The 22,106-nt window shown below is 66.2% G+C and carries 22 protein-coding genes and 3 tRNA genes; 17 read left to right on the top strand and 8 right to left on the bottom strand.

From position 1 onward, the window contains the following. The first annotated feature begins 16 nt into the window (after nucleotides 1–16). Together ACFC4D_RS32065 and ACFC4D_RS32060 are read left to right on the top strand one after the other, a co-directional pair. A complete protein-coding gene (locus ACFC4D_RS32065; RefSeq protein ID WP_376068770.1) occupies nucleotides 17–2,434 on the top strand; it encodes an ATP-binding cassette domain-containing protein in 2,418 nt (805 codons plus the stop codon). A gap of 10 nt (nucleotides 2,435–2,444) precedes the next feature. After that, nucleotides 2,445–2,855, top strand: coding sequence for a VOC family protein (locus tag ACFC4D_RS32060; RefSeq protein WP_364631845.1), 411 nt, complete (start codon nucleotides 2,445–2,447; stop codon nucleotides 2,853–2,855). A gap of 59 nt (nucleotides 2,856–2,914) precedes the next feature. Here the strand turns inward: ACFC4D_RS32060 and ACFC4D_RS32055 are convergent, their stop codons facing one another. Further along, on the bottom strand, nucleotides 2,915–4,129 hold the full coding sequence (locus ACFC4D_RS32055; RefSeq protein WP_376068769.1) for a sensor histidine kinase: 1,215 nt from the start codon (nucleotides 4,127–4,129) through the stop codon (nucleotides 2,915–2,917). Between the two features lie 131 nt (nucleotides 4,130–4,260). Between ACFC4D_RS32055 and ACFC4D_RS32050 the strand changes: the two genes are divergently transcribed. The 3 genes from ACFC4D_RS32050 (at nucleotide 4,261) to ACFC4D_RS32040 (ending at nucleotide 4,909) form a co-directional block, all read left to right on the top strand. Then, on the top strand, nucleotides 4,261–4,620 hold the full coding sequence (locus tag ACFC4D_RS32050; protein ID WP_376068767.1) for a hypothetical protein: 360 nt from the start codon (nucleotides 4,261–4,263) through the stop codon (nucleotides 4,618–4,620). Nucleotides 4,621–4,747: 127 nt separating this feature from the next. Beyond that, a tRNA-Gly gene (locus ACFC4D_RS32045) sits at nucleotides 4,748–4,820 on the top strand. Between the two features lie 14 nt (nucleotides 4,821–4,834). Further along, nucleotides 4,835–4,909, top strand: a tRNA-Val gene (locus tag ACFC4D_RS32040). Between the two features lie 119 nt (nucleotides 4,910–5,028). On the opposite strand, the gene ACFC4D_RS32035 is transcribed toward ACFC4D_RS32040, so the two are convergent. Next, the gene (locus tag ACFC4D_RS32035; protein WP_376068765.1) at nucleotides 5,029–6,393 is read right to left on the bottom strand and encodes an alpha/beta hydrolase domain-containing protein; all 1,365 of its coding nucleotides are present in this window, start codon (nucleotides 6,391–6,393) and stop codon (nucleotides 5,029–5,031) included. Between the two features lie 230 nt (nucleotides 6,394–6,623). Between ACFC4D_RS32035 and ACFC4D_RS32030 the strand changes: the two genes are divergently transcribed. Beyond that, on the top strand, nucleotides 6,624–7,064 hold the full coding sequence (locus ACFC4D_RS32030; RefSeq protein ID WP_364631834.1) for an SRPBCC domain-containing protein: 441 nt from the start codon (nucleotides 6,624–6,626) through the stop codon (nucleotides 7,062–7,064). 4 nt (nucleotides 7,065–7,068) lie between these two features. Here the strand turns inward: ACFC4D_RS32030 and ACFC4D_RS32025 are convergent, their stop codons facing one another. The 5 genes from ACFC4D_RS32025 to ACFC4D_RS32005 all read right to left on the bottom strand — a co-directional run bounded on the left by ACFC4D_RS32025 (nucleotide 7,069) and on the right by ACFC4D_RS32005 (nucleotide 11,676). After that, nucleotides 7,069–7,920: an alpha/beta fold hydrolase gene (locus tag ACFC4D_RS32025; RefSeq protein WP_376068763.1), complete on the bottom strand. Its 852-nt coding sequence runs from the start codon at nucleotides 7,918–7,920 to the stop codon at nucleotides 7,069–7,071. Next, entirely contained in the window at nucleotides 7,913–8,392 is a 480-nt protein-coding gene (locus ACFC4D_RS32020; RefSeq protein ID WP_375953941.1) for an SRPBCC family protein, read from the bottom strand. The genes ACFC4D_RS32025 and ACFC4D_RS32020 overlap by 8 nt, the downstream gene beginning before the upstream one ends. Before the next feature lie 40 nt (nucleotides 8,393–8,432). Continuing rightward, a complete protein-coding gene (locus tag ACFC4D_RS32015; protein ID WP_376068762.1) occupies nucleotides 8,433–9,314 on the bottom strand; it encodes an RNA polymerase sigma-70 factor in 882 nt (293 codons plus the stop codon). A 286-nt stretch (nucleotides 9,315–9,600) separates the two neighbouring features. Beyond that, nucleotides 9,601–11,001 (bottom strand): DUF222 domain-containing protein, encoded by a 1,401-nt coding sequence (locus tag ACFC4D_RS32010; protein ID WP_376069116.1) that lies wholly within the window; start codon nucleotides 10,999–11,001, stop codon nucleotides 9,601–9,603. Between the two features lie 471 nt (nucleotides 11,002–11,472). Beyond that, a complete protein-coding gene (locus ACFC4D_RS32005) occupies nucleotides 11,473–11,676 on the bottom strand; it encodes a hypothetical protein (RefSeq protein ID WP_375953947.1) in 204 nt (67 codons plus the stop codon). Nucleotides 11,677–11,837: 161 nt separating this feature from the next. On the opposite strand from ACFC4D_RS32005, the gene ACFC4D_RS32000 reads away from it, so the two are divergent. Together ACFC4D_RS32000 and ACFC4D_RS31995 are read left to right on the top strand one after the other, a co-directional pair. After that, the gene (locus ACFC4D_RS32000) at nucleotides 11,838–12,737 is read left to right on the top strand and encodes a helix-turn-helix domain-containing protein (protein ID WP_376068760.1); all 900 of its coding nucleotides are present in this window, start codon (nucleotides 11,838–11,840) and stop codon (nucleotides 12,735–12,737) included. Continuing rightward, complete coding sequence (locus ACFC4D_RS31995; protein ID WP_376068759.1) at nucleotides 12,734–12,928, top strand: DUF397 domain-containing protein; 195 nt, start codon at nucleotides 12,734–12,736, stop codon at nucleotides 12,926–12,928. Before ACFC4D_RS32000 ends, ACFC4D_RS31995 begins: the two co-directional genes overlap by 4 nt. Before the next feature lie 23 nt (nucleotides 12,929–12,951). Here the strand turns inward: ACFC4D_RS31995 and ACFC4D_RS31990 are convergent, their stop codons facing one another. Next, complete coding sequence (locus tag ACFC4D_RS31990; protein WP_376068757.1) at nucleotides 12,952–13,581, bottom strand: hypothetical protein; 630 nt, start codon at nucleotides 13,579–13,581, stop codon at nucleotides 12,952–12,954. A gap of 310 nt (nucleotides 13,582–13,891) precedes the next feature. On the opposite strand from ACFC4D_RS31990, the gene ACFC4D_RS31985 reads away from it, so the two are divergent. From ACFC4D_RS31985 to ACFC4D_RS31945, 9 genes are all read left to right on the top strand, one after another. Then, the gene (locus tag ACFC4D_RS31985; RefSeq protein ID WP_376068755.1) at nucleotides 13,892–15,016 is read left to right on the top strand and encodes a hypothetical protein; all 1,125 of its coding nucleotides are present in this window, start codon (nucleotides 13,892–13,894) and stop codon (nucleotides 15,014–15,016) included. A 22-nt stretch (nucleotides 15,017–15,038) separates the two neighbouring features. Beyond that, entirely contained in the window at nucleotides 15,039–15,824 is a 786-nt protein-coding gene (locus tag ACFC4D_RS31980) for a hypothetical protein (RefSeq protein ID WP_376068754.1), read from the top strand. A 4-nt stretch (nucleotides 15,825–15,828) separates the two neighbouring features. Beyond that, nucleotides 15,829–16,686 carry a hypothetical protein gene (locus tag ACFC4D_RS31975; protein ID WP_364631805.1) on the top strand — a complete coding sequence of 286 codons (858 nt, stop codon included), beginning with the start codon at nucleotides 15,829–15,831 and terminating at the stop codon, nucleotides 16,684–16,686. Continuing rightward, nucleotides 16,683–17,312 carry a hypothetical protein gene (locus ACFC4D_RS31970; RefSeq protein ID WP_376068752.1) on the top strand — a complete coding sequence of 210 codons (630 nt, stop codon included), beginning with the start codon at nucleotides 16,683–16,685 and terminating at the stop codon, nucleotides 17,310–17,312. The genes ACFC4D_RS31975 and ACFC4D_RS31970 overlap by 4 nt, the downstream gene beginning before the upstream one ends. 18 nt (nucleotides 17,313–17,330) lie before the next feature. Then, entirely contained in the window at nucleotides 17,331–19,028 is a 1,698-nt protein-coding gene (locus ACFC4D_RS31965) for a cutinase family protein (protein ID WP_376068750.1), read from the top strand. Next, nucleotides 19,025–19,930, top strand: coding sequence for a hypothetical protein (locus ACFC4D_RS31960; RefSeq protein ID WP_376068748.1), 906 nt, complete (start codon nucleotides 19,025–19,027; stop codon nucleotides 19,928–19,930). The genes ACFC4D_RS31965 and ACFC4D_RS31960 overlap by 4 nt, the downstream gene beginning before the upstream one ends. An 85-nt stretch (nucleotides 19,931–20,015) precedes the next feature. After that, nucleotides 20,016–20,088 (top strand) — tRNA-Gly (locus tag ACFC4D_RS31955). Between the two features lie 234 nt (nucleotides 20,089–20,322). Beyond that, nucleotides 20,323–20,646, top strand: a complete 324-nt coding sequence (locus ACFC4D_RS31950; protein ID WP_364632820.1) for a hypothetical protein — start codon at nucleotides 20,323–20,325, stop codon at nucleotides 20,644–20,646. Nucleotides 20,647–20,748: 102 nt separating this feature from the next. Next, nucleotides 20,749–22,041, top strand: coding sequence for a hypothetical protein (locus tag ACFC4D_RS31945; RefSeq protein ID WP_376068746.1), 1,293 nt, complete (start codon nucleotides 20,749–20,751; stop codon nucleotides 22,039–22,041). Nucleotides 22,042–22,106 lie beyond the last annotated feature (65 nt).

Here is a 22,106-nt window from a genome sequence, read left to right as displayed (position 1 = left end):
CAAATAGGCTGATCCCATGACCACACCGACGAAGAAGCAGCCCGCGGCGCACGCGGCGGACAGTCACGAGGTGATCCGCGTGTACGGCGCGCGGGTGAACAATCTCAAGGATGTCAGCATCGCGATTCCCAAGCGGCGGCTGACGGTGTTCACGGGGGTTTCCGGGTCGGGGAAGAGTTCGCTGGTGTTCGGGACGATCGCCGCGGAATCGCAGCGATTGATCAATGAGACCTACAGCAGTTTCGTGCAGGGGTTCATGCCGAGTCAGGCGCGGCCCGAGGTGGATGTGCTGGAGGGGCTCACCACGGCGATCCTGGTCGATCAGCAGCGGATGGGATCGGATCCGCGGTCGACTGTCGGCACGGCCACCGATGCCAATGCCATGCTGCGAATCCTGTTCAGCCGCTTGGGGAAACCGCATATCGGATCGCCGAAGGCGTATTCGTTCAATGTGGCCTCGATCAGCGGCGCGGGTGCGGTGACGGTGGAGAAGGCCGGGCGGCAGATTCGCGAGAAGCGCACGTTCAGCATTACCGGCGGTATGTGCCCGCGGTGTGAGGGCCGGGGATCGGTGAATGACATCGATCTGACGCAGCTGTACGACGAGAACAAATCGCTGAACGAGGGCGCGCTGACCATTCCCGGGTACAGCATGGACGGCTGGTTCGGCCGAATCTTCACCGGCTGTGGGTATTTCGATCCGGATAAGCCGATCAAGAAGTACAACAAGCGCGAATTGAACGATCTGCTGTACAAGGAGCCGACCAAGATCAAGGTCGACGGCATCAATCTGACGTACGAGGGTTTGATCCCGCGCATTCAGAAGTCGATGCTGTCCAAGGATGTCGATGCGTTGCAGTCGCATATCCGGGCGTTCGTGGAGCGCGCGGTGACGTTCACCGTCTGCCCGGAATGCCACGGCACCCGGCTCAGCGAGCAGGCGCGGTCGTCGAAGATCAAGAAGATCAGCATCGCGGACGCCTGCGCCATGCAGATCAGCGATCTCGCCGAATGGGTGAAGGGGCTCGATGAGCCTTCGGTGGGGCCGCTGCTGGAATCGCTCGGCCAGACCCTGGATTCATTCGTGGAGATCGGGCTCGGATATTTGAGCCTGGATCGCGCCTCGGGCACGCTGTCGGGCGGAGAAGCGCAGCGCGTCAAGATGATTCGGCATCTCGGATCGGCGTTGACCGATGTCACCTATGTGTTCGACGAGCCGACGGTCGGGCTGCACCCGCATGACATCCAGCGCATGAACGAGCTGCTGATTCGCCTGCGGGACAAGGGGAATACGGTGCTCGTGGTCGAGCACAAGCCGGAGACCATCTCGATCGCGGATCACATCGTGGATCTCGGACCGGGTGCGGGCGCGGGCGGCGGCACGGTGTGTTTCGAGGGCACCGTCGACGGATTGCGCAAGAGCGACACCATTACCGGACGGCATTTCGACGATCGCGCCGCGGTCAAGGACGCGGTGCGGAAATCCAAGGGCGCGTTGAAGATTCGCGGGGCGAAGCTGCACAACCTGCGGAATGTGAATGTCGATGTGCCGCTCGGGGTGCTGGTGGTGGTCACCGGTGTCGCGGGGTCGGGCAAGAGTTCCCTGGTGCACGGGTCCATCCCCGCCGGGGAGGATGTGGTGTCGATCGATCAGGCTCCGATCAAGGGGTCGCGGCGCAGCAATCCGGCGACCTACACCGGGCTGCTGGAGCCGATTCGCAAGGCGTTCGCCAAGGCCAACGGGGTCAAACCCGCGCTGTTCAGCGCCAATTCCGAGGGTGCGTGCCCGGCGTGCAACGGCAACGGGGTCATCTACACCGATCTGGCCGTGATGGCCGGGGTCGCCACCGTCTGCGAGGAGTGCGGGGGTAAGCGGTTCCAGGCCGCCGTGCTGGACTACCACCTGGGTGGACGCGATATCAGTCAGGTGCTGGCCATGCCGGTGTCCGAGGCTGTCGAATTCTTCGCCGACGGTGAGGCGAAACTGCCTGCGGCGCACAAGATTCTGCAGCAGCTGGCGGATGTCGGGCTGGGGTATCTGACCATCGGGCAGCCGCTGACCACGCTGTCCGGCGGTGAGCGACAGCGGCTGAAGCTGGCCACGCATATGGGCGAGAAGGGCGGGGTGTACGTGCTCGACGAGCCGACCGCCGGTCTGCATCTGGCCGATGTGGAGCAGTTGCTCGGATTGCTGGACCGGCTGGTGGACTCCGGCAAGTCGGTGATCGTGGTCGAGCATCATCAGGCCGTGATGGCGCACGCCGACTGGATCATCGACCTCGGGCCGGGGGCCGGGCATGACGGCGGGCAGATCGTGTTCGAGGGCACGCCCGAGAATCTGGTCGCATCTCGCGCCACGCTGACCGGCGAACATCTCGCCGAATACGTGGGTCGGTCAGGAATCAAGAAGCGCGCGGCGCGGGCGCGCGGATAGCGTCTAGGACATGGACCTATCGATTCTCAACACTTTCCTCCCGCACACCGATCCGGAGGAATCGCTGGCGTTCTACCGTGACGCGCTCGGATTCGAGGTGCGCAATGACGTCGAATACGGGCCGATGCGGTGGATCACCGTCGGTCCGGCCGGACAGCCCGGGGTGTCCATCGTGCTGCATCCGCCGGGCGCGGATCCGGGCATCACCGAGGATGAGCGGCGCGTGATCACCGAGATGATGGCGAAGGGGACGTACGCGACCATCGTGCTGACCACCTCCGATATCAACGGGGTGTTCGACAAGATCCAGGCCACCGGCGCGGAGGTCGTGCAGGAGCCGATGGATCAGCCGTACGGGGTGCGGGATTGCGCGTTCCGGGATCCGGCGGGCAATCACGTGCGGATCAATCAGGCGCTCTGAGGTTCGACGCATACCGCGCGACCGGGCACGCTGCCGCAGTGCCCGAGTCGGCGCGGCCGTCAGTCCTCGACCGCCACCGGCCAGGGCAGGGTGGCGCGGAGTTGGAAACCGCCGAACGGGCGGGGGCCGAAAGCGAGTGTGCCGCCCACCAATTCGGCGCGTTCGGTGAGGCCGAGCAGGCCGTAACCGGACAGTGGGGCGGGTCGGGTCGCATCGTCTCCGCCGGAGTCGCGGACGGTGACCGCCAGGCCCTCCCCCGCCGTGCCCTCCACGCCGATCCAGACGCGCGCGCCCGGGGCGTGTTTGCCGACATTGGTCAGGCCCTCCTGGACGATGCGGTACGCGGTGCGGGCGCTCGTCACGGGCGGTTCGCCGACCGTGCGGTCGGTGAGTGTCACGGCGAGGCCGGAATCGCGGGCATCGGCCACCAGGGTGGGCAGGGCGGCCAGTGACGGTTGCGGGGGTTCCGGATCGCTGGTGTGCAATTCGTCGGCGCGCAGCACGCCGAGCACATCGCGGAGTTCCTCCAGCGCCTGACGGGAATTGTCGGCGATGGTTTTGGCGATCGCGCCGACCTGTTCGGAGTCCAGATCGGGGCGGTAGGTGAGTACGCCCGCCTGCATGGCGACCAGTGAGATCCGGTGTGCGAGAACGTCATGCATTTCGCGGGCGATGCGGTGGCGTTCCAGGATGCGGGCCTCGGCGGCGCGGGCGACCTGGGCTCGTTCGGCGATCTCGGTGCGCTGTTGCAGGGACCAGATCACCTCGCGACGGGAGCCGACGGCGACGCCGATCGCGACCACGGCGCTGATGGCCAGGGCCAGGAATGCCACGGTGTACCAGAATGCGCCGGGCAGGCCGTTGTCGACGTTCAGGTCCGGGTAGAGGACCGTCATGGCCATGCCCGAGATGACACCGCCGACCGCGATGGGGACGATCTCCCGCGACCGCCGCCGGGTCGCCACCGAACACAGGGCGAGTAGGGAGGGACCGCTGGCGGTCGTCGACACCGCCGAGGCGGCCGTGGTGATCGCGGCGACAGCGACCGGCCAGCGGCGACGGAAACCCAGCAGCGCCAGCATTGCGACACCGATGATCGGATCGGCCACACACAGCCACATCACCAGCATCCGGGAAACATCGTCAGGCAGGCTCTGCTTGGCGATGATCCAGGACAGCGCGGCGAAGAGCACCACGACCAGCAGTCGCCAGCCCTGCTGCCACCAGCGCAGCGGCGCGGGGCCCGGGCGTAGGGGCATGCTGATCTCGGTCACCCCACCAAGATTCCCTTCGGATCCCGGTGGAGCGCATCAGCCTGTGGTCTGGAATCGAAGCGACTGAAGGATGACCTTTTCCCGGCCCGGTGACCTGCGTCATCGGGGGCCGCCGCTACTACGCTGGGACCGTGATCGAGTTCGGTTCGCGGGCAAGGAAACTACCGGCGTCGCCGACAGCGGTGTGGGAATCGCTCACCCAGCCGCGGCGGGCCGGGGCGCGGCCGTGGCTGAATCTGCTGGGCGATGAGGTCGAGCCGCGGATCCTGCGAGCCGAGGAACCACGGACGGTGGTGTGGTCATCGCTGTGGCCGAGTCGGCCGGATGACGAGATCCTGTTCGAATTGTCGGCGACGCCGAGCCGGGAGACGTTGGTGCGATTCACACTGCTGACGCCCGGCGCGGCTCCCGATGCGAGCAAGGCCGGGCATCTGCGACGGCGACTCAACGTGTTGCTCTTCGCGGATCTGCGGTACTCATACGGCGGCTGAGCGGACCCCCGACATGCTTCCCGCTACGCCGCGAAACACCCGATATGGTGCCGATTTGCTTTCCACCCCGGTTTGTCCCTAAAGTTCTGTCCCGCAAGCCGATCGGCTCCAGGGCCCCGGCAAGCAAGCGGATGTAGCGCAGCTGGTAGCGCATCACCTTGCCAAGGTGAGGGTCGCGAGTTCGAATCTCGTCATCCGCTCAAAGTACGATCTCGCGCGATTAGCTCAGCGGGAGAGCGCTTCCCTGACACGGAAGAGGTCACTGGTTCAATCCCAGTATCGCGCACCATATTTCGATAGGGCCCGGGTTCTCCGGGCCTTTTCACTGTCTATCGCCCGGACAGGCCATGGAACGGATTCCGGTTGTGTGACGCCGAATCTGCTCGTACCGCGCTCCGTGTAAGCGTTCTATCGCTGGGTGTCCGGTTGATTCACCGCTGCCAGGGCGAGAATCTCCGGAACGTCTTCGGCCAGAAGGAAACCCGCGGTGACCGTCTTGTCGGTTGCCGCCTGGAATGCCGGGAGGTAGTCCTGCGGAGGCGGGCCCGGGAGGGGGCGGGTGCAGCCGAAGATGACCGCGGGGCCGCCGCCCTCTTGGCCGAGGCCGGAGAGGACCGCCAGCGGGACGTCCAGCCACGGGGTGCGAAGGCCGCCCTGCGCGTTGCCGTGGGCGTCCAGTACGAGTTGCCCGGCGGCGGATATCTCGAGCCGATCGGCCTGCGCCGGAGAGGGTCCGCCCTCGGCCCAAACGGACAGCGCCGCAATGGCTTGCTGGACGACGTAGTGATGTTGCGGTCCGGAATTGATCGGTTCGGGGAAATCGACACCGAGGGGATTGCGGCGCGCTGCCATTCGTTCGGCCAGCTCCGCTGCGGTCAGGGAGCCCGAATCGGTGAAGGCCGCGCCGACGACGTAGGAGTCCGCGTGTGCGGCGCCGGCCAGCTCCCAGAGGCGGAATCGATCGGAGTCGGGTTGGCGGGAGCCGATCGAGCGCATGAGACCGACCACGTCGGTTTCGGTTTGGAGTACCAGCACCGGCGCGTGCGAATCCGCGCGCACTCGCGTACCACCGTCGAGCGTCTCGGGTTCGCCCCAGCCGGTCAGCGTGGCGGGGCGGCCCGGGCGGCCGTCGATGAGGTACGCGTCGTACGGCGAGCCGTGCGGCGCAATGGCATTCACGTAGGTGACGAGCGTGGCCGCGGACTGGGACTGCCCGGCCGCGAGCAGCTGCCGGGTCTCCGGCACGAGAGTTCGGACCAGTTCTCCCGCCTGCCGATAGATGTCGTAGCAGTAGGCGTCCCCCGGATGCGACAGCTCCGCGTACCGCACGGGATCCGTCTGTTTCAGCGGCGGCAGCAGGATGGTGTTCCAGGTGTCATCCCCCTCGGCTGCGGCGGCCATGACGCTGCCGCCGTGAATGGGCGCGTACTGCGCCGTAACCCCGACCCAGGCCATCCGAGCCCGAATGAGATGCCGGTGCGCCAGCAGCCAGATCGGCGGCGCGTCCGCACCCGAGGAAGCGTTGAGCCACTCCACGACAGCGGTTCCCGAATAGCCCTCCACCGGCCGGTAGATCACGAGTCTGGTCGTGAACGGCGCGAGACCGTCGGGCTCCGTCGCCCACTCCCCGTCGTCACCGGCCGGACCGGTCAGGCGGTAGGAACGGGCTGTGCCGGACAGGAAGTACTCTTCGGCGATATAGCCGATATCGGACAGCGAGAAGAAGGTCGAGATCAGATTGATCGGACCCGATACCGGACCGGAGAGCTTCATCCCGAAACCCTAACAACCGCTTGGTTTTTGGACAATCAGGTTGCGGCTCCACATGGACCGCGACCGCGGCGATCATGAACCCTCGTGCAGCAGAGCGCATTCGAGGCTACCGACGCTTCACAGAATCTCGGCACGACCAGCCGGGACCGATCACAGGCCGGGACCGCCGTGAGGTTTCGGGTGCGGGTCGCTACCTCACATGAGCACGGGTGGCGTGGCATGGTGGGGGGATGGCGGAGGATGCTGAATTGAATCCGGCGGCGGTGGAGGTGGGGAGGTTCTTTCCGCAGCCGCCGGAGGAGGTGTGGCGGGCGTTGACGGATCCGGACCTGCTGGAGCAGTGGCTGTTGCGGTCCGTGGGGTTCACGCCCGAGGTGGGGACGCATTTCATGTTCGTCATGCCCACCGAGCCGCCCTCGGAAATCGTGTCCGAGGTGCTGGTGGCGCGGCCCGGAGAGCAGTTGACGTATACCTGGGTTTACACGAAGGGTGAGAATCCGCCGAAGTGGGTGGTGGATTGGACGATTGAACAGCAGGGGCGGGGAACGCGGCTGCTACTGACGCAGACCGGATTCGATATCGAGGATCGACGGCAGAAGATGGCGCGCAATGCCATGGAGCGCGGATGGCGGAATCTGATGCCCAAACTCGAGGCCGTACTCGCCCGCTGAGAAGTCAGTGAATTTGTCGGCGAAGGAATGCTTCCAGGGGTGTCAGGACCGCTTGGGGGTCGTCGATGAAAGGCCAGTGGCCCGCGTCTTCGATGATGTGAATCTCGGCGGCGGGGAAGAACTTTCGTTGTTGGTCGGCGAAGCGGACCGGGATGTAGCTGTCGCCCGCGCCCCAGATCACGCATACCGGAAGGGAATCGGCGGATAGGCCGAGGTTTTGTTCGGGGAAGGCGCTGGCGGGGTCGCGGGTGTTGCGGTAGAGGGTGAGAACGGCGCGTTTGTGCGGCCAGTCGGCGAAGCTGGCGACGCGGTCGACGTAGTTGCGCGGCAAGGGTTTTGGATTGTCGCGGTTGAGGGCGATGTGCATGGCTCGGGGGTTGCTTGCCAGTTGGAAGAGCTCGCCCAGGAGTGGGGTTTGCCAGATTCGGGCGTAGCGATGCCAGCGGTAGCCCTGGAGTGCGCCGGTGTTGATCAGGGTGAGGCTGGCCAGGGCGTCCTGATGGTCCAGGGCCCAGCGCAGGCCCCAGGCTCCGCCGAAGTCGTGCAGCACCAGGTGAACCCGGGTGATGCCGAGTTGATCCAGGAGCAGGCCGAGGAAGCGGGCGTGGCCGGTGACGCTGTGGTCGAAGGACTTCGGGCGCTCGGATCGCCCGAAACCCGGCATGTCCATGGCGATTACGCGAGCGAAGCCCGCGATGGGCGGGACCAGGTCCGTCCAGTCGTCCATGGGGCCGGGGTTGCCGTGGACGAAGACCACGGCCTCCCCCGCGCCCGCCGGATCGCTGTCGTGGACGGCGCAGCGGACGCCATCCACGATGTGTTCGGTGACCGCCAGGGCCGGGGTGGTGTCAGTCATGCGGAGCTTCCACGGGATTCGGAGGGGTTCGGGAGGAGAGGTCGTCGGCGCAGGCGCGCAGGATGCGGCCGAAGACATGGGTCACGATGGGCCGCGCGATGCGGCGGGTGGCGGCGGCCGCGGCGAAGGGGACGGCCATTTCGGTGGTGGTCGACCACACCACATGGGTGCCGCCGGGGACCTCGGTGAAGGTCATGGTGCCGCCCTCGTGACGCGAGGGCGGGATGCTGCGGTCGACCACGTAGTCGAAGGAGCGCGGGGCGTCGTAGCGGGTGACGCGTTCGACGAAATAGCCGATCAGCCAGGTGTGCACGCGGATCGCGCCGACGCCGTAGGGGGCGTCGCGACCGGGTTCGGTGAGCTTGCAGCGCAGCACCCAGCGGGTGCGCTCGTAGTTGGTCGTGGTTGCGCACCAATCGAATACCTGATCGATGGGCGCGGGGATGGTGCGTTCTACGGTGATGGTTTCCATACCTCTGGGACACCTCCGGGTCCGAGACCGTGACATGTGATCACGAAATTTTTCGCAGCAGTGGGCGAACCACCTCGACCTCGCGCAGTTTGTCGGGATTGCGCACGGCGTACAGGCCGGTGATCAGGTCACCGGACACCTCGATCATGAGGATGGAATCGAGCGATCCATCGGCGGCGCGGCACAGCAGTGCGGGCAGCGCATTGAACCGGCCGAGCTCGAAAGTCATGTCCGCCATGGGACCTCGCGCCAAAGCGATGAGGTACTTGGCGACCGGTTCGGGACCCAGGATCGGGCGGCCCGCCACGGTGACCTTGCCGCCGCCGTCGGAAATCGACACCACATCCGGGGCGAGTACATCCATCAGCGTCTGCACTTCACCGGTGCGCGCGGCCAGCGCGAAACGGGCGATCACCGCGCGGCTGGTATCCGAATCGGGTTCGAAGCGCTTACGCCGCGCCCGCACATGCGCGCGGGCGCGATGCGCGATCTGGCGGACGGTGGCATCGGATTTGCCTATCATGCCCGCGATTTCGACCAGGGAATGCCCGAACACCTCGGACAGTACGAAGACCGCGCGCTCGGTGGGGCCGAGGGTTTCCAGCACCAGCAGCATGGCCATCGACACCGATTCCGCGAGGAGGATGTCGTGGCTGGCGTCCTGCTCGGTGCGAATCGGCTCGGGCAGCCAATTGCCCACGTACTCCTCGCGCCGCCGCCGCAGCGAACGCAATCGATTCAGCGCCTGCCGCGTCACCACCTGCGTGAGATACGCGCGCGGATGCTCCACCGCATCGGCGTCGCGCCAGCGAATGTAGCTGTCCTGCACCACATCCTCGGCATCGGCCGCACTGCCCAGGATCTCGTACGCGATCGTGAACAGCAGCGGCCGCAATTCGTCGAATACCCCCAATTCGCCCACCGCTCCAACCTAACGCCAGTTACGGCGGACAGCGACGTGAGACATGGCTCTGGAGGACAAGAGACCGAAGAACAAGAGACAAAGACGCCTGGACAAGAAGAGAACAAGAACAAAGATCAAGAACAGAGCCACAGACAAAGACCAACAACAAGAACCAAAACACTTGGGCGGCTTGGTTCTTGGGTCTGGGAGGTGACCGCCGCCTGTGTCACCCCGTCGGGTGGGTGAGGACATGCCTGTAGCACCGGCGGGAGGGTTCCCGACGGTTGGATACAGGTGCTGGAAGCTATTGCCGGGCTGGGCAAGCCGGGCGAGGCAATACCCAGGGTCGCTGACGCATCCGCGTCGGCACACACGCCCGAGAGGGGCGAGCGGGCAACGGCGGTGCCGCCGGGGCGGTGGCCATCAACTCGTCTGGGTGGTGAAGGTGGTTCACCTTCGGTGTGCGAGTTGGGTCGATGTGGGCGGGTGCGATCCATGCGGTGCGGCCTGCGAAGGCTGAATCCTTGCCGAGCTTGATCGTGGTCCACCCGGTCGGGGTGTCGTTGACCAGGGCGTGGCAGTGATCGCAAGCCAGCGTGAGGTTCTCGATGTCGGTCGGGCCGCCCTTGACGTAGTCAGTCACGTGGTGCACGGCGGCCATGCTCGCGGGTGCGGTGCAGCCCGGGCGAGTGCAACCCCGTTCGGTAGCGATCAACGCCATCCGTTGAGCCGGGTTCGCCAACCGTGCCTCACCGATGTGGAGAGGCATGGAGTTGGCGTCAGTCACGACCGAAAACGTCTTGCTCTTGCGCGCAGCCATTTCCAACGCGAACGCGACCGGCACAGTACCGCCGGTGGCGGTGGTGGCCACACCGGCGGCGCGCTCCACATCGGCGATGGACATCGTCACGATCGTGGTCACCGGCAGCCCACGGTGAGAGCCCAGATGCGCGGGGTTGAAGTCCGGGTGCAGGAGCGCGAACAACGCATCATGCTGACGCTGCACCGTGGTGCGGGTATCGCGTGCGGCTGCCGCCTTCACGACCTCCGGGTCGAGGTTCTCATCGACCACGAACAGGCTTTCGGGATCAGCCGGGTTGCACAGGCCAGGCCGGGCGAGCTTCGCCAAAACCGCGTCCATCGCGGCGCGTGCTTCGGGGGTCAACACCACGGTCATGGTGGACATAAGATCGAAACCCTGTGGGCTCAACCGCATGCTGCGCATACGGGCACGGTCCGCGTCGTCGGTGAGGGTGCCATCGGGATCGAGGTGCCCCAGGATCCGGTCACCGATCTTGGGGAGCTGGTTCGGGTTCAACGCGCGTGCGTGCCGGGCCAGGTGTTCTTCGGCCAGGGCGCGGTCTTCGGCGGTGACTTGGTTGGGCAGCCGGTCCATGACCTGCCGAATCACGCGCACATGGTCAAGTCCGATCGCGCCTTCCTCTTGCGCCAGAGCAGTATTGGGCAGCACCGGCGCAGGGGTCGATACTTCGGCGTTGTCTCCTACACGCGGCCAGATCGCAGCCTGCTCGGCGCAATGCCAGCGGTTCAACGCGTCCCCGTGCGAAATCCGCAGGGTGTCTTGCAGGAACAGCGCCACCGAGCCTGCTCCGGCGCGCTTGGGCAGCGACCGGGAGCAGGTCTGCACCACCAGGTCGAGCTTGAGCGCGTCGAGTTTGCGGGTAGCGGTCTCGACCTGCTGCATCAATTCGACAATGTCGTTGTCCGACACCGGAATAAGCGGCTGGGAAACGAGGGTGTCGATCGCAGCGGAGAGTGCGGTTGCACTCTCCGTGATTGCGACTTCCTCCCCTGAGTTCATGCTTCTATTCTACTCCCCCGAAACAGAGATGGAGAGTCTAATTCGGTTGTGATACAACGCTATTCAGACCATCCCGTATTCACATTCGCGTGTCTTTTGAATCTCCAATCACCGATGCACTGAGTGGGACCGCGGGTGATCACATGTCCAACCAACGGTTCGGCGACCCGGAGCCTTCAGGGGCCTCGGACCGACGAGCGAGACGCAGTGCGACCTTATCGAAATAGGCTCTGGCGGCACATGTTTCGATATCGCAGGATTGGTGAGCCTGTTGACCGCGTTGGGCGACCTCCAGGTTCATGATCGGGTAGTCCGGGGGTTTATGGCCGAGTTCCATGGCGGCTGCGCCTTTCTTCAGACACTCCGCGCCATTCGGTGGCGGGCTATCGGGTGATCGATGGGGCGGGGGATGTAGAGGTGACCGCCGCCGGACAGCGCCAGGCGGTATGAGTGGGGCTCCTGTGGGTCGCGATCACGGTGGAAGCCCCAGCAGGACCAGGCGATGACGGTGCCGCACAGGGCGAGGATCGACAGGAGAGCCCATGCGTCCCAAGACATTACGACCTCCATCGTTGGGTTTGATTGCGACTCGGGTTAATTCGCCGCTGACATCACAATGACTCCACGAAAACGCCCCCGCGAGTGATTCCGCGCAATATTCTGGAGTTCCAGCACGGACTGGTCCGCAGCGCGTTTCCCCAGATAGCGAGGCTAACGAAATGGCCGGAACAACTATCCCGCGCAGAGCACTCGGTCGGTTTCTTCGCGGCCTCCGAGAACAGGCAGGCGTCACACTGCTAACTGCCGGATTGAATATAGATACTTCCAAGCAAACCGTTCTTCGGATGGAAGACGGTCAGCCGACGAAAGTGTCTACACCGCAACTGAAGTCGCTACTCGACCTCTACAAGGTCGCACCCGAGATCCGGGCGGAGGCACTCGAGTTGTGGGGTGCTGTCAGGCAACAGGACAAGGTCGCCAAGATTCAGGGAACTTACCGAGGTTGGTGGCAAGCGTATGCGGGCCAGTTCGCACCACATTTCGATCACTACCTGCGACTCGAAGCAGGCGCTGATCGGATGACCACACACCAACTTGTTCTGGTTCCCGGGCTGCTACAGACACCCGAGTACCGCCGTGCGCTGACGCGTACGAGTCGCCCCGATTTGTCCGCAGTCAATGTGGAGCGGAGGCTGGAACTGGCTGCACGCCGCCAGGAACGACTCGCCAACAGTGACTTCCGTGTCAATGCGCTGCTGTCGGAGGCAGTGCTCCGACATCAACCTGGCGGACCCCGGGTCATGCATGAGCAATTGACGCACCTAGGAGTGGTCGGCAGACAAGAAAATGTGTCCATTCGCGTCGTGCCGGTCAGCGTAGGAGCCTACATAGGCCTGGTCGTGCAGTCGTTCACCCTTCTCGAATTTCCGCCCCTTGCAGTTCGATTGACGGAACCACCGGTGGTCTATGTGGACGGCTACGAGGGAGCGCTGTACTTGGAGCATTACGACACTGTCCAGCGAATCAGACAGGCCGTCACCGACATTGAGCGGGTAGCGTTGAGTGAGACGGACACCCTGGACTTGGTGTCGTCCATCGCGAAGGAGTACGAGGCGTGATCAACGAACTATTTCACAACGCTCATTGGTTCAAATCCTCCCTATCCCCCGATGCGAATGAGTGCGTCGAGGTCGCGTTCGTCAACGACTATGTGGGCGTGCGTGATTCGAAGGATCCGGGCGGTGCGGCATTGGTGTTCCCGGGTGAGCAGTGGGATCGGTTCTTGAGCAGTGGGGTGTGGCGGGGCTGACGCGCGAGGCGATTGGCGCGGTGCTACTTGGCTGGCTCCAGTTTCACCGCGTCCGTCGGGATCGACGGGATCGATTGCACCGTAGGGGTTTTGGAGGTGGGGTCGGGGAGGGTCAAGCGCCAGTCCTCGGCTGACCACTGGACCGTCTGGCGGGTGGCGGCGATGCTGGCGTCCGGATAGGTGGTGTAGATGGTTACCTCGGTGCGGAGGGGGTCGTAGGCGGGGATCTTGTAGCCGGAGATGCGGGGGGCCACGGCCGGGTTGGCGGGGGCGGTGATGGAGATCTGGGCTCGGGAGAGGACCCAGGAGTCTTTGGCGGGGCCGGGCATCAGGGATTGGGAGGCGATTTCGGGCCAGGCGGCGTCGGGGGCCAGGGATAGGCGGACCGACAGGTTGACCGCGGCAAGGGCCGCGCCCTGGGGGGTGTGCGAATAGCCCGCGGCGGTGGTGGAGAGTTTGGTGGGGCCGTCGTGCGCGCCGATGGGGAGTTGGATGCCCTGGAAGGCTTCCCAGTGGACGTCGGCGGGGGCGCGGGCCGGATCGGGCGGGGCGATATTGGTGGTCGTCACACCGCCGCCGCCGAGGCCGCCGCAGGCGGTGAGGACACACGCTGCGGCGAGGGGTAGCGCGAAGTGTGCTGGGCGTGCGCGCATGGAAATTCCTTCCGGGAACCGGCGGGCGCGATGAGAAATATTGTGGCGCACGGTTCTTGCGATGAACGCGAGTGATCTTACGATGTGGAATCGGATGGGGCAGAAGTATTCGTTCCGACTAATCCGTATCAGGTTGTGAGGGGAACGGTTACGGGTAAGATCGACCCGGAAACATGATCATCGCACACCGGTGGGGTTCAGTCATGGGTCAACTGCGGTGGATTGAGCCGGAGGCGCGAATAGTGCTGGTCGGCAGGGGGTTTCAGGCGGGTTCAACCGCCGTCGGCCGTTCGGGTAAGGGGAATGGGTAATGAATTCCAAACGAACTTCACTCGCATTATCGGTTTTGCCGATAATGCTGGTCGCCGGGCAGGGGGTCGCCGCGGCCGCGCCGGGACAACCGGGGCTCGCGGTACCGGGTGAAGGACAGCCGGGGCTGAGCACCACGCCCCAGTCACCGCCCGCGGCCACCGCACCCAGTCCCGCGGACTGGATTCCGGATCCGCCCATCGCGCCGCCCAACCGGCCACGGCCACAACAGCAGACGCAGCCGGATGTGAATACGCTGGTCAATCCGAAACCCCAGGCCACACAGCCGGATACGGTGGAGCCGGAGGCGGTGCAGCCGCAGACTCCGAATCAGGAAGTCATGCCGACCGATCCGCACAAGCTGCGGGTTGGGACAAGCACGGTCCAACTGCCGGACTACATCGATACCAAGTCGCGTGACAAAGCTCAGGCGTACCTGGACATGGCCGAGTGGCAAGTCGCCGCAGTGTATGACGGCTTGGGTTTCCCTCGCGATCAGTCGGACCGAATGGCCGCAGGCAGCATCTCCGGAAGCGTTGTTGGTGCCGGCATCGGGATGGTCAGCACCGGCCTCTTCGTTGTCGGCGGGTGCGGTGTCGGTGGCGTGATCGGTGGCATCGCGGGTGCTGTAATCGGTGGCGTTCCCACCGGAGGTGTCGGCGCTCCTATCGGTGCCGGAATCGGTGGTTCGGTCGGGTGTTTGGTCGGAGCGCTGGGCGCTGGCCTTCCGGGGATGGTTGTCGGAGCTGTGCTTGGTGCGGTGGGCGGTGGAGTCCTCGGAGGGCTCACCGGTGGCACGCCCGACACAAAGCCCGCTGATCCCCCAGCCCTGATCGATCAGCCTTTCGTAGCACCGGTTTCCGCCCCTGTGGCACCGGTCGCGCCGATCGTCCCCGCCGTGGCCCCGATCCCCGCGGCTCAGCCCGTCTACGACGCCGTGGCCCCCGTGGCACAGCAGGTCGAGACCGTGGTGAATCAGGTCGGCACCCAGGTCGCGCAAACCGTCGACCAGGTGACCCAAACCGTGGAAACCACGGTCGATTCCCTGCGTTCCGCCGTCGCCCAGATGCCGCCGCTGACTCCCGAATCCTTCCTGGCGGGACTAGCGCCCGCGCCGGGTGCCTGAACGAGAAAGCCTGGGTGACGCCGTGATCGAACAGGACGACCGCACGGCGCCGCGACCACCGATACCCGCGTTACCGCCGACGGCCCCGACTCCGCGCTCCGCGCAGTCGGGGGCTCCCGCCTGGGCGCAGTGGCTCGATGACTCCGCCACCGCGCCCGGCGATTCGAATACCCATGTGCGCGTACCGCTCGCCGAAGACGGTGAGCTGTACGACGACGATCCGATGGCCCCGCTCATGGAGGCCGCGCGCGAACGCGCGCTCCAGACCCGCCGCCGCCGTCAGTTGCGCAATCGGCTGATCGCGGCGGGAGCCGGAGCCGTCGTGCTGCTGCTGGTCGCGGTGGGCGCGTGGGTGACGCTCACCCCGAGCGGCACCCCCACCGCCGCACCCACCTCGAAACCCGCCGCCGCCCCGGCCAATCCGCCCACCCCGGCTCCGTGGTGCCAGACCAGCAGTACCGCCGATCGGGTGAGCGGTTCCAGCACAGGCGATCTCGATACCGGCCCGGGCGTCATCCTGCACCTGGAATACGCCTGGTACGTGCTGCGCGATGCCGCCGTGGTGCGCAGCATGCTCACCCCGGACGCGATGGCCGCACCGGAACAGGCCACCCGCGATGCCATTTCGGCCGTCCCGGCCGGAACCCAGCACTGCGTCGCCATCGCCCGGCTCACCGCCGACAACTGGGATGTCACCGTCAACGAACTCCGCCCGGACGGCACGCAATCGTCCTGGCAGCAGGTCTTCACCACCGTCAACCGGGAGGGCCACGTACTGATCAGCTCGATCCGGTCCTCCGGCGGGTGACGATATGGTCGATGTCCACGATCTGATCCGCCGCGCCACCGAAGCCGAGGACGAGCCCGCGCCGCGCACCCCGGTCGGTTCCCCCACCGACCCGGTGCCGCTGCGCGGCGGACAGGGCCGCCTGATGCGGGCCGCCGTGCCCTCGGTGCTGGTGCTGGGCGGCTCCGGATCGTCCGGATCATCGACCACCGCACTGGGATTGGCCGCCGCGGCCGCCGTCGACTCCGAGGGCGAGATCTGGCCGGTGGCCGTGGATGCCACGCTCGGCGGCGGCGATATCGGCCTGCGCGGCTGCGATACCGCACAGCCGGTGAGCACGTTGCAGACCTGGCTGGTGTCCGCGCATCCCGAATTGCCGTCCAGCGTCGGCGCGTGCGCGGGACAGACCAGCACCGGGGTACGGGTGCTCACCCGCAGTCCGGACGCGCTGCCGCGCCGGGAATCGCTCGTCTCGGTGGCCCGGCATCTCGAAACCGCCGGACTGCTGGCCGTTTTCGACGCGGGCGCACCGGTGACCAGTCGCCTGGCCGCTCCCCTGCTCGCCGATCCCCGGGTCGGGCTGGTCATCACCGTGGCCGCGCGGCCCGATGCCATCAACCGGCTACAGCCCGCACTGAGCTGGCTGGACGAGAACTTCAGCGAATTCGTCGTCGGCGACGCGGTGATCGTGCTGACCGAACAGACACCCGGCACCGGGGTAGGCATTCTCGCGCATGTGCGCGCACACCTGGGCGAATGGGTGCGCGCGGTGCAGTTGGTGCCCTTCGATATTCACCTCGCCAGCGGCAGCCTCATCTCCTGGCATCGGATGGCCGCCGAAACCCGCGACGCGTACCTGGCACTGCTGGGAGCGCTGCGATGACCGCGCTCAGCATGCCCCCGGTGCCCATGTGGCAGCGCGCGGTCCCGAATCGGCCCGCCCGGCCGCCGCTGCTGTGGCTGGTCGGCGTGCACGGCGGCGCGGGCGTGAGCAGCCTGGCCGCCAGCATGAGCTGGGCCGGGGACGCCGGCCAGCGCTGGCCCGCGCGCATCGGCCTTGCCGCGGATATGGATTCACCGCTGGTGGTGCTGGTCGCGCGCACCCATATGCGCGGGATGAACATGCTGCATCGCGCGCTGGTCGCGCATGAACAGCACGCCACCCCGGCGGGCAGCGAAGTCGTCGGCATGATCACCGTCGCCGATTCCGCACGCCCACTGCCCAATCCGGTCGAGGAACGCCGCCGCGACGTCGAGGACCTGGCCTATGAGCTCGGCGCGCAGGTCTGGCGACTGGGCTGGCTGGAACAGTGGCGCGCCCTGGAACCCCATGAGATGGCGGCGTGGAATCCGTCCGTATCCAGCTCCCCGCTGGATGACGGCGATCCCACCCGCACACCGCCACAACCGGTTCGGCATCTCGCCGAACTGATCCTCACCACGGCCCGCGCGGCCGGGGCGCGGATCACCGCGAGCGCGCAACCCGGCGCTCGGAACCCGAGTCCATGAACTGAACGAGGTGCGGGCGTGGTCCGGAAACTGCTGCTCATCATTACCACCGCGGGGCTTTTCACCGCGGTGACCATAGGCGGGGCCGGTGCGGGCCCGCCCGATACCAGCCTGCCCATCGACACCTGCCCGGCGCTGTTCGCGCTCGGCGTGCAGGGCACCGGGGAATCCTCACCCGATGCCGCGGTGACCACCGATACCGGCATGCTGTCCACGGTGTTCCGGCCGATGATGTCCGAGGCGTCCGATACCGGATTGGTCGATCGCGCGTACGTGCCGTACGAGTCGTCGTTCGGCGGGGTGATCGCCGCCGACAAGACCACTTACTCACAATCGGTTTCCAACGGTCTCGATCGATTGCGGTCGATGGCCAAGCAGGTGGCCGATCGATGCGCCAACACCAGGCTCGCGATTGCTGGGTATTCGCAGGGCGCGAACGTGGCCTCGCTGTTCGCGCAGGAGATCGCGGCGGGCAAGGGCGTGGTCCCGGCCGATAAGATCGCGGCGGTCGCGCTGTTCGGCGATCCGACGCGCACCGCGGGCGCGGCCATGTTCCCCGGCAAGCCCGGACAGAAGGAACCCGATCCCGCGCCCGGCACCAGCGGCACCGAGGTCGCGAAACTGCCGCCGCCACCGCAATCGGATCAACCGCCCGCCGGATCCGGTATGGGCACCGCCGCCAAACTCGGCACCAATGTGAGCACCATCAGCACGGGCGGAACCACCGGCGGCGGGGTCAACTTCGGCAGTCTGAGCGGACGGGTCGCCAGCTTCTGCGCGGACGGCGATCTCGCCTGTGACGCACCGGATAACGCGCCGCTGCTGCGCGCGGTGGCCAATATCGCGGGGCAGGTGGAGATTTCGGGCGGCGATCCGATCGCCTCGCTCAAATCCATTGCCGAGGCGCTGGCCTACACCTCGATCAAGACGTTCACCAATGTGGTGAACAACGACATCTCCGGGAACTCGATCACCGATCTGTCGATTCAGCCGCAGAAATCGCTGTCGCAGCGGGTGGCCGATGCCGCCGATCCCAATACCGCGCTGAATCTGCCGGGCGCGATTCAGGCGCTGGTGAAGGTCGGCACCATTGCCTTCAATTCCGTTGTGGCCGTGGTGAAGAATGTGCTCACCGGCACCAATATCGCCGAGATAGCGGCCGCCGGATTGGCGAATCCCATTGCGGGACTTGCCGTTCTCGGGGCGAAACTGGTCGGCGCGGTGGCGGATCTGGTGCCGCCCACCACCATCAGCAAACTGACCAGCCAGGCGTTCTCGGCACTGGTGCAGAATGTCACCGACAATAAGGATCTGCTCAACGTCACCACCTGGGTGCGGTATTGGAACACCGCCGCCAAACACGATTACACCCATGCGCAGGGCGGCGGATTCGGCAACAGCCCAACGCAATTCGTGGGCACCTGGTTCGCGGCGCTGGCGCATGACCTGTCCTCGGTGAGCACGCCGGGGGCGACGCCCAAGGGCGGCAGTGACAAGCCCAGCGGCGGCTTCGATTTCGCGCCGTCCAGCACCGTCACCACCAGTGCGGTGCCCGGCGGTCAATTCCCGCTCGGCATAGGCGATTCCAACAGCGGCGGCAGCAGTGCGCCCAGCACCTCGGCAGCGCCGCTGATCGCGATCGCGCCCACCACCGCGGCCGCGCCCACCAGCGGCGCACCGCTCATCCCGGACCTGCAACCACAGGGGACGCGATGACCACACAGGAGCGGCGCGAACCGCAGCATCCGGACGCAGACCAGGAGTACACCGGCAACTGGTCGGATTGGATTGCGCCGGAACCGAAACCGGTCGCCGCACGGCACAGCGAACCCGAGTACTACGACGACGATGACGACTACTACGACGATGACGATGACTACGAGCCCGGACTGCGGCCGCATCTCGGAGCCCGGCATCGGCGCGCGACACCGCTGCGCTCGAAACCACAGCGGGGGCCCTATCCCGCCTGGGCCGTACCGCTGCTCGGGGTGCTCGCGGTGCTGGCGGTGGTCGCCGCCGTCGCGGTGCAGATCGCCAAGGTGAGCCCCGCCGACAACAGCGGGCCCATGCCGACGGTCGCCGCTCCCCCGGCGACATCGGTCACATCGAGTTCGGCCGCACCGGCGGCGAACACCGATCCGGCGCTGTGCCCGAATGAGATGAGCGGCACCAGCATCCGGGGCAATGGACCGGGCAGCACCCGCACCGGGACGGACGCGATCCTGGCGCTGCAGAATCGGTACTACGTCGAACGCAACGGTGCGCGGGTCCGGGAGATGTTCGCACCCGACGCCACCCCGCCGCCGGTCGCCGATATCCAGGCCGGGATCGACAGCATTCCGGTGGGCACCACCTACTGCGTGCAGATCATGCCCGGACCGTTCGCCGGGCAGCACATCATGGTGGTGAGCGAATCGCATCCGGACAAGTCGAGCAGGGTGTGGCCGCCGCAACTGGTGCTCACCGCGGTCAGCGGGGATCGCACCCTGGTGGCCTCCATCGTGCCGTTGCAGGGTGATGCCACCCCGCCACAAAGCCAGACGGAGCCACCGCAGAACCAGACAGTGCCACCGCAGAACCAGACAGTGCCGCCGCAGAACCAGACAGTGCCGCGCTGAACACCCGTTTTGGTGTTCGGCGCATCGTCGGCTAATGTTTTCTCTCGCACGCCGGAGGAGCCGCAAGGCCCCGAGGGACGCGCAAGCGGATGTAGCGCAGCTGGTAGCGCATCACCTTGCCAAGGTGAGGGTCGCGAGTTCGAATCTCGTCATCCGCTCAACGGACCCCAGGTCCAATGCTTTCAGGGCCGCAGGTCTAACTGCTTTTCAGCCCGGATCCAACTCTCGCGAGACCAGTGGTGCAGCGTTCACCGGGCTATCAAGTCCCGGACTTCGCAAGACTTTCGAGTTCAGTCCCCTGAACACTCGGAATCCGCTCTGGTGCAAAGCATCTCACAAACATTCCCGGGCATGTCGGGCCATTTTGGAATATCGTGAGCGGGGTGACCCCCATGCTCAGCGCCTTCCACGACACTGTGCTTCATCTCAGCGACAGCTCCGCGCTTCACTTCAGCGACAGCACCGTGCTCGCGCAGATCAGCAACCCGACCCCCGAGACACCGCCGGTGGCCGACAAACTGATGAAGCTGGTGCGCTACTTCACCTGGTTCGTGCTGCTGTCCGGCGTCATGGGAATCACCTACGCCGGTGGCCGCTTCGCCTGGGAGAAGTGGTCCGGCGGCGGCCTGGCCTCGCCGAAGATGGTGGCCGGCGCGATGATCGGCGGCATCATCGCCACCAGCGCCGGAACCATCATGAACGCGGCCATCGGCTGAATGAACGCAGCCGTCGGCTGATTCGAGCGGCCGACCTCCCGCAACCTGTCGGCCCCCGCCACTAAGCTCGTCGAACAGACTGGCGAAACGGCAGGGGCCACTGTGACGAGTACTGAGCGCGAGGCAGCAGCCTCCGGGAGCGGGGCGGCTGCCCCCGGGAGCGGGACGAGTGCCTCCGGGCGCACCGCGGGCGCCCCCGGGCGCACCGCGAACGCGGCCGGGCGCGATCCGCGCGTTCCCGCGCGCGATGCGGCCGCCACCGGGCACGATGCCTTCGGCCTGGAGGATATCGACGAGGTGCTGGCCGCCATGGTCGGCGAACAGGCGGCCGAACGCCCGCGCGACGGCCTGCTCATCACCTGCCGTCTCGGCCTGGACGGCGAACCACCGGAAACCCTGACCCTGCTGGGCGCGCGCTTCGGCGTCTCACGCGATCGCGCGCGCCAGCTCTACACCCGCGCCATCGGAAACATGGTGCGCGCCGCCCAATTGAGCGGTGAATACGATCTGAGCGTCTTCGCCGACCGCTATCCCGTCGGCTGGAGCGATGAGCGCCTGGTGCGCACCCTGCTCGCCGAAATCTATGCCACCGACAGCGATATCGCGGGCCAGGATCGCGCGTATCTGCATCTGCGCCTGGCGGGGCACGACCTCCAGGAGTCGAAACGCTTGGCGGGCTTCGTCTTCCAGCGCATCGCGGGCTGGCAGCAGAAGGGCCGATGGCACCTGATGCCGCCCGAACACCTGGAAGAGGTCCCAGCGGACGCCTGGAACCCTTGGCTGCACCGCGTGGAGTGGGCGGCGGGCGATCCGCGGGAGCTGCCGACCGCGCCCGCGCGCACCCTCGACCTCGGCGATGACGGGCGCGGATTCATGTACTCCGAAAAGCTCGCCCGCGAAACGACTTTCGACACCGGCCTGCAAGCCCGGCTGCTGCGGCTGCTGGACGGCAGCGAACGCGTCGAGAGCTTCCAGGAGTATCCCGCCGAGATCGTCTACGACATCGACGGCAGCGAACGCGTGCACTATCCCGCCGCCGTCGCCCGCTTCACCGACGGACGCGTGGTGCTGATGGATGTGATCCCGCTGGCACACACCGCGTTCCATGTGAATCGGGTGAAATCCACCGCGGGCCGCGCGCACGCGCACGCGCAGGGCTGGGGCTGGCTGGTCTGGACCGGCGCGGAGGAGGGCGTCACGGATCTGCTCGCGCGCAAGGTGAGCACCCGGCACGAGAACCTGCTGCGCAATCGGCTCGCCGCCGGACCGCTCGACTGGACCGCGCTGCGCCGCTACCGCGCCGACACCGGTATCGAACCGCTGGATCTGGCCGCCATGGTGCTGCGCAACCAATGGCGTTGGGACCGTGGGCCGTTCCAGCTCACCCGAACCTAGCCCGCGCACAGTATTTCTTGTTGCCTCGGCACGAAACTGCTGAAACAAATACGATCCAGATCTGC

Origin of the sequence: Nocardia sp. NPDC056000 (assembly GCF_042269265.1) — a bacterium.
Taxonomy (GTDB): domain Bacteria; phylum Actinomycetota; class Actinomycetes; order Mycobacteriales; family Mycobacteriaceae; genus Nocardia.
The sequence above is the reverse complement of the archived record's forward strand: the minus strand, read 5'-3'. Positions and strand labels throughout refer to the sequence as shown.

Excerpts from the sequence above, each read along its gene's own strand:
- ACFC4D_RS32065 (WP_376068770.1), top strand. The coding sequence starts at position 17 with ATGACCACACCGACGAAGAAGCAGCCCGCGGCGCACGCGGCGGACAGT.
- ACFC4D_RS32060 (WP_364631845.1), top strand. The coding sequence starts at position 2,445 with ATGGACCTATCGATTCTCAACACTTTCCTCCCGCACACCGATCCGGAG.
- ACFC4D_RS32035 (WP_376068765.1), bottom strand. The coding sequence starts at position 6,393 with ATGAAGCTCTCCGGTCCGGTATCGGGTCCGATCAATCTGATCTCGACC.
- ACFC4D_RS32030 (WP_364631834.1), top strand. The coding sequence starts at position 6,624 with ATGGCGGAGGATGCTGAATTGAATCCGGCGGCGGTGGAGGTGGGGAGG.
- ACFC4D_RS32025 (WP_376068763.1), bottom strand. The coding sequence starts at position 7,920 with ATGACTGACACCACCCCGGCCCTGGCGGTCACCGAACACATCGTGGAT.
- ACFC4D_RS32020 (WP_375953941.1), bottom strand. The coding sequence starts at position 8,392 with ATGGAAACCATCACCGTAGAACGCACCATCCCCGCGCCCATCGATCAG.
- ACFC4D_RS32010 (WP_376069116.1), bottom strand. The coding sequence starts at position 11,001 with ATGCAGCAGGTCGAGACCGCTACCCGCAAACTCGACGCGCTCAAGCTC.
- ACFC4D_RS32005 (WP_375953947.1), bottom strand. The coding sequence starts at position 11,676 with ATGTCTTGGGACGCATGGGCTCTCCTGTCGATCCTCGCCCTGTGCGGC.
- ACFC4D_RS32000 (WP_376068760.1), top strand. The coding sequence starts at position 11,838 with ATGGCCGGAACAACTATCCCGCGCAGAGCACTCGGTCGGTTTCTTCGC.
- ACFC4D_RS31990 (WP_376068757.1), bottom strand. The coding sequence starts at position 13,581 with ATGCGCGCACGCCCAGCACACTTCGCGCTACCCCTCGCCGCAGCGTGT.
- ACFC4D_RS31985 (WP_376068755.1), top strand. The coding sequence starts at position 13,892 with ATGAATTCCAAACGAACTTCACTCGCATTATCGGTTTTGCCGATAATG.
- ACFC4D_RS31975 (WP_364631805.1), top strand. The coding sequence starts at position 15,829 with ATGGTCGATGTCCACGATCTGATCCGCCGCGCCACCGAAGCCGAGGAC.
- ACFC4D_RS31970 (WP_376068752.1), top strand. The coding sequence starts at position 16,683 with ATGACCGCGCTCAGCATGCCCCCGGTGCCCATGTGGCAGCGCGCGGTC.
- ACFC4D_RS31960 (WP_376068748.1), top strand. The coding sequence starts at position 19,025 with ATGACCACACAGGAGCGGCGCGAACCGCAGCATCCGGACGCAGACCAG.
- ACFC4D_RS31950 (WP_364632820.1), top strand. The coding sequence starts at position 20,323 with ATGCTCAGCGCCTTCCACGACACTGTGCTTCATCTCAGCGACAGCTCC.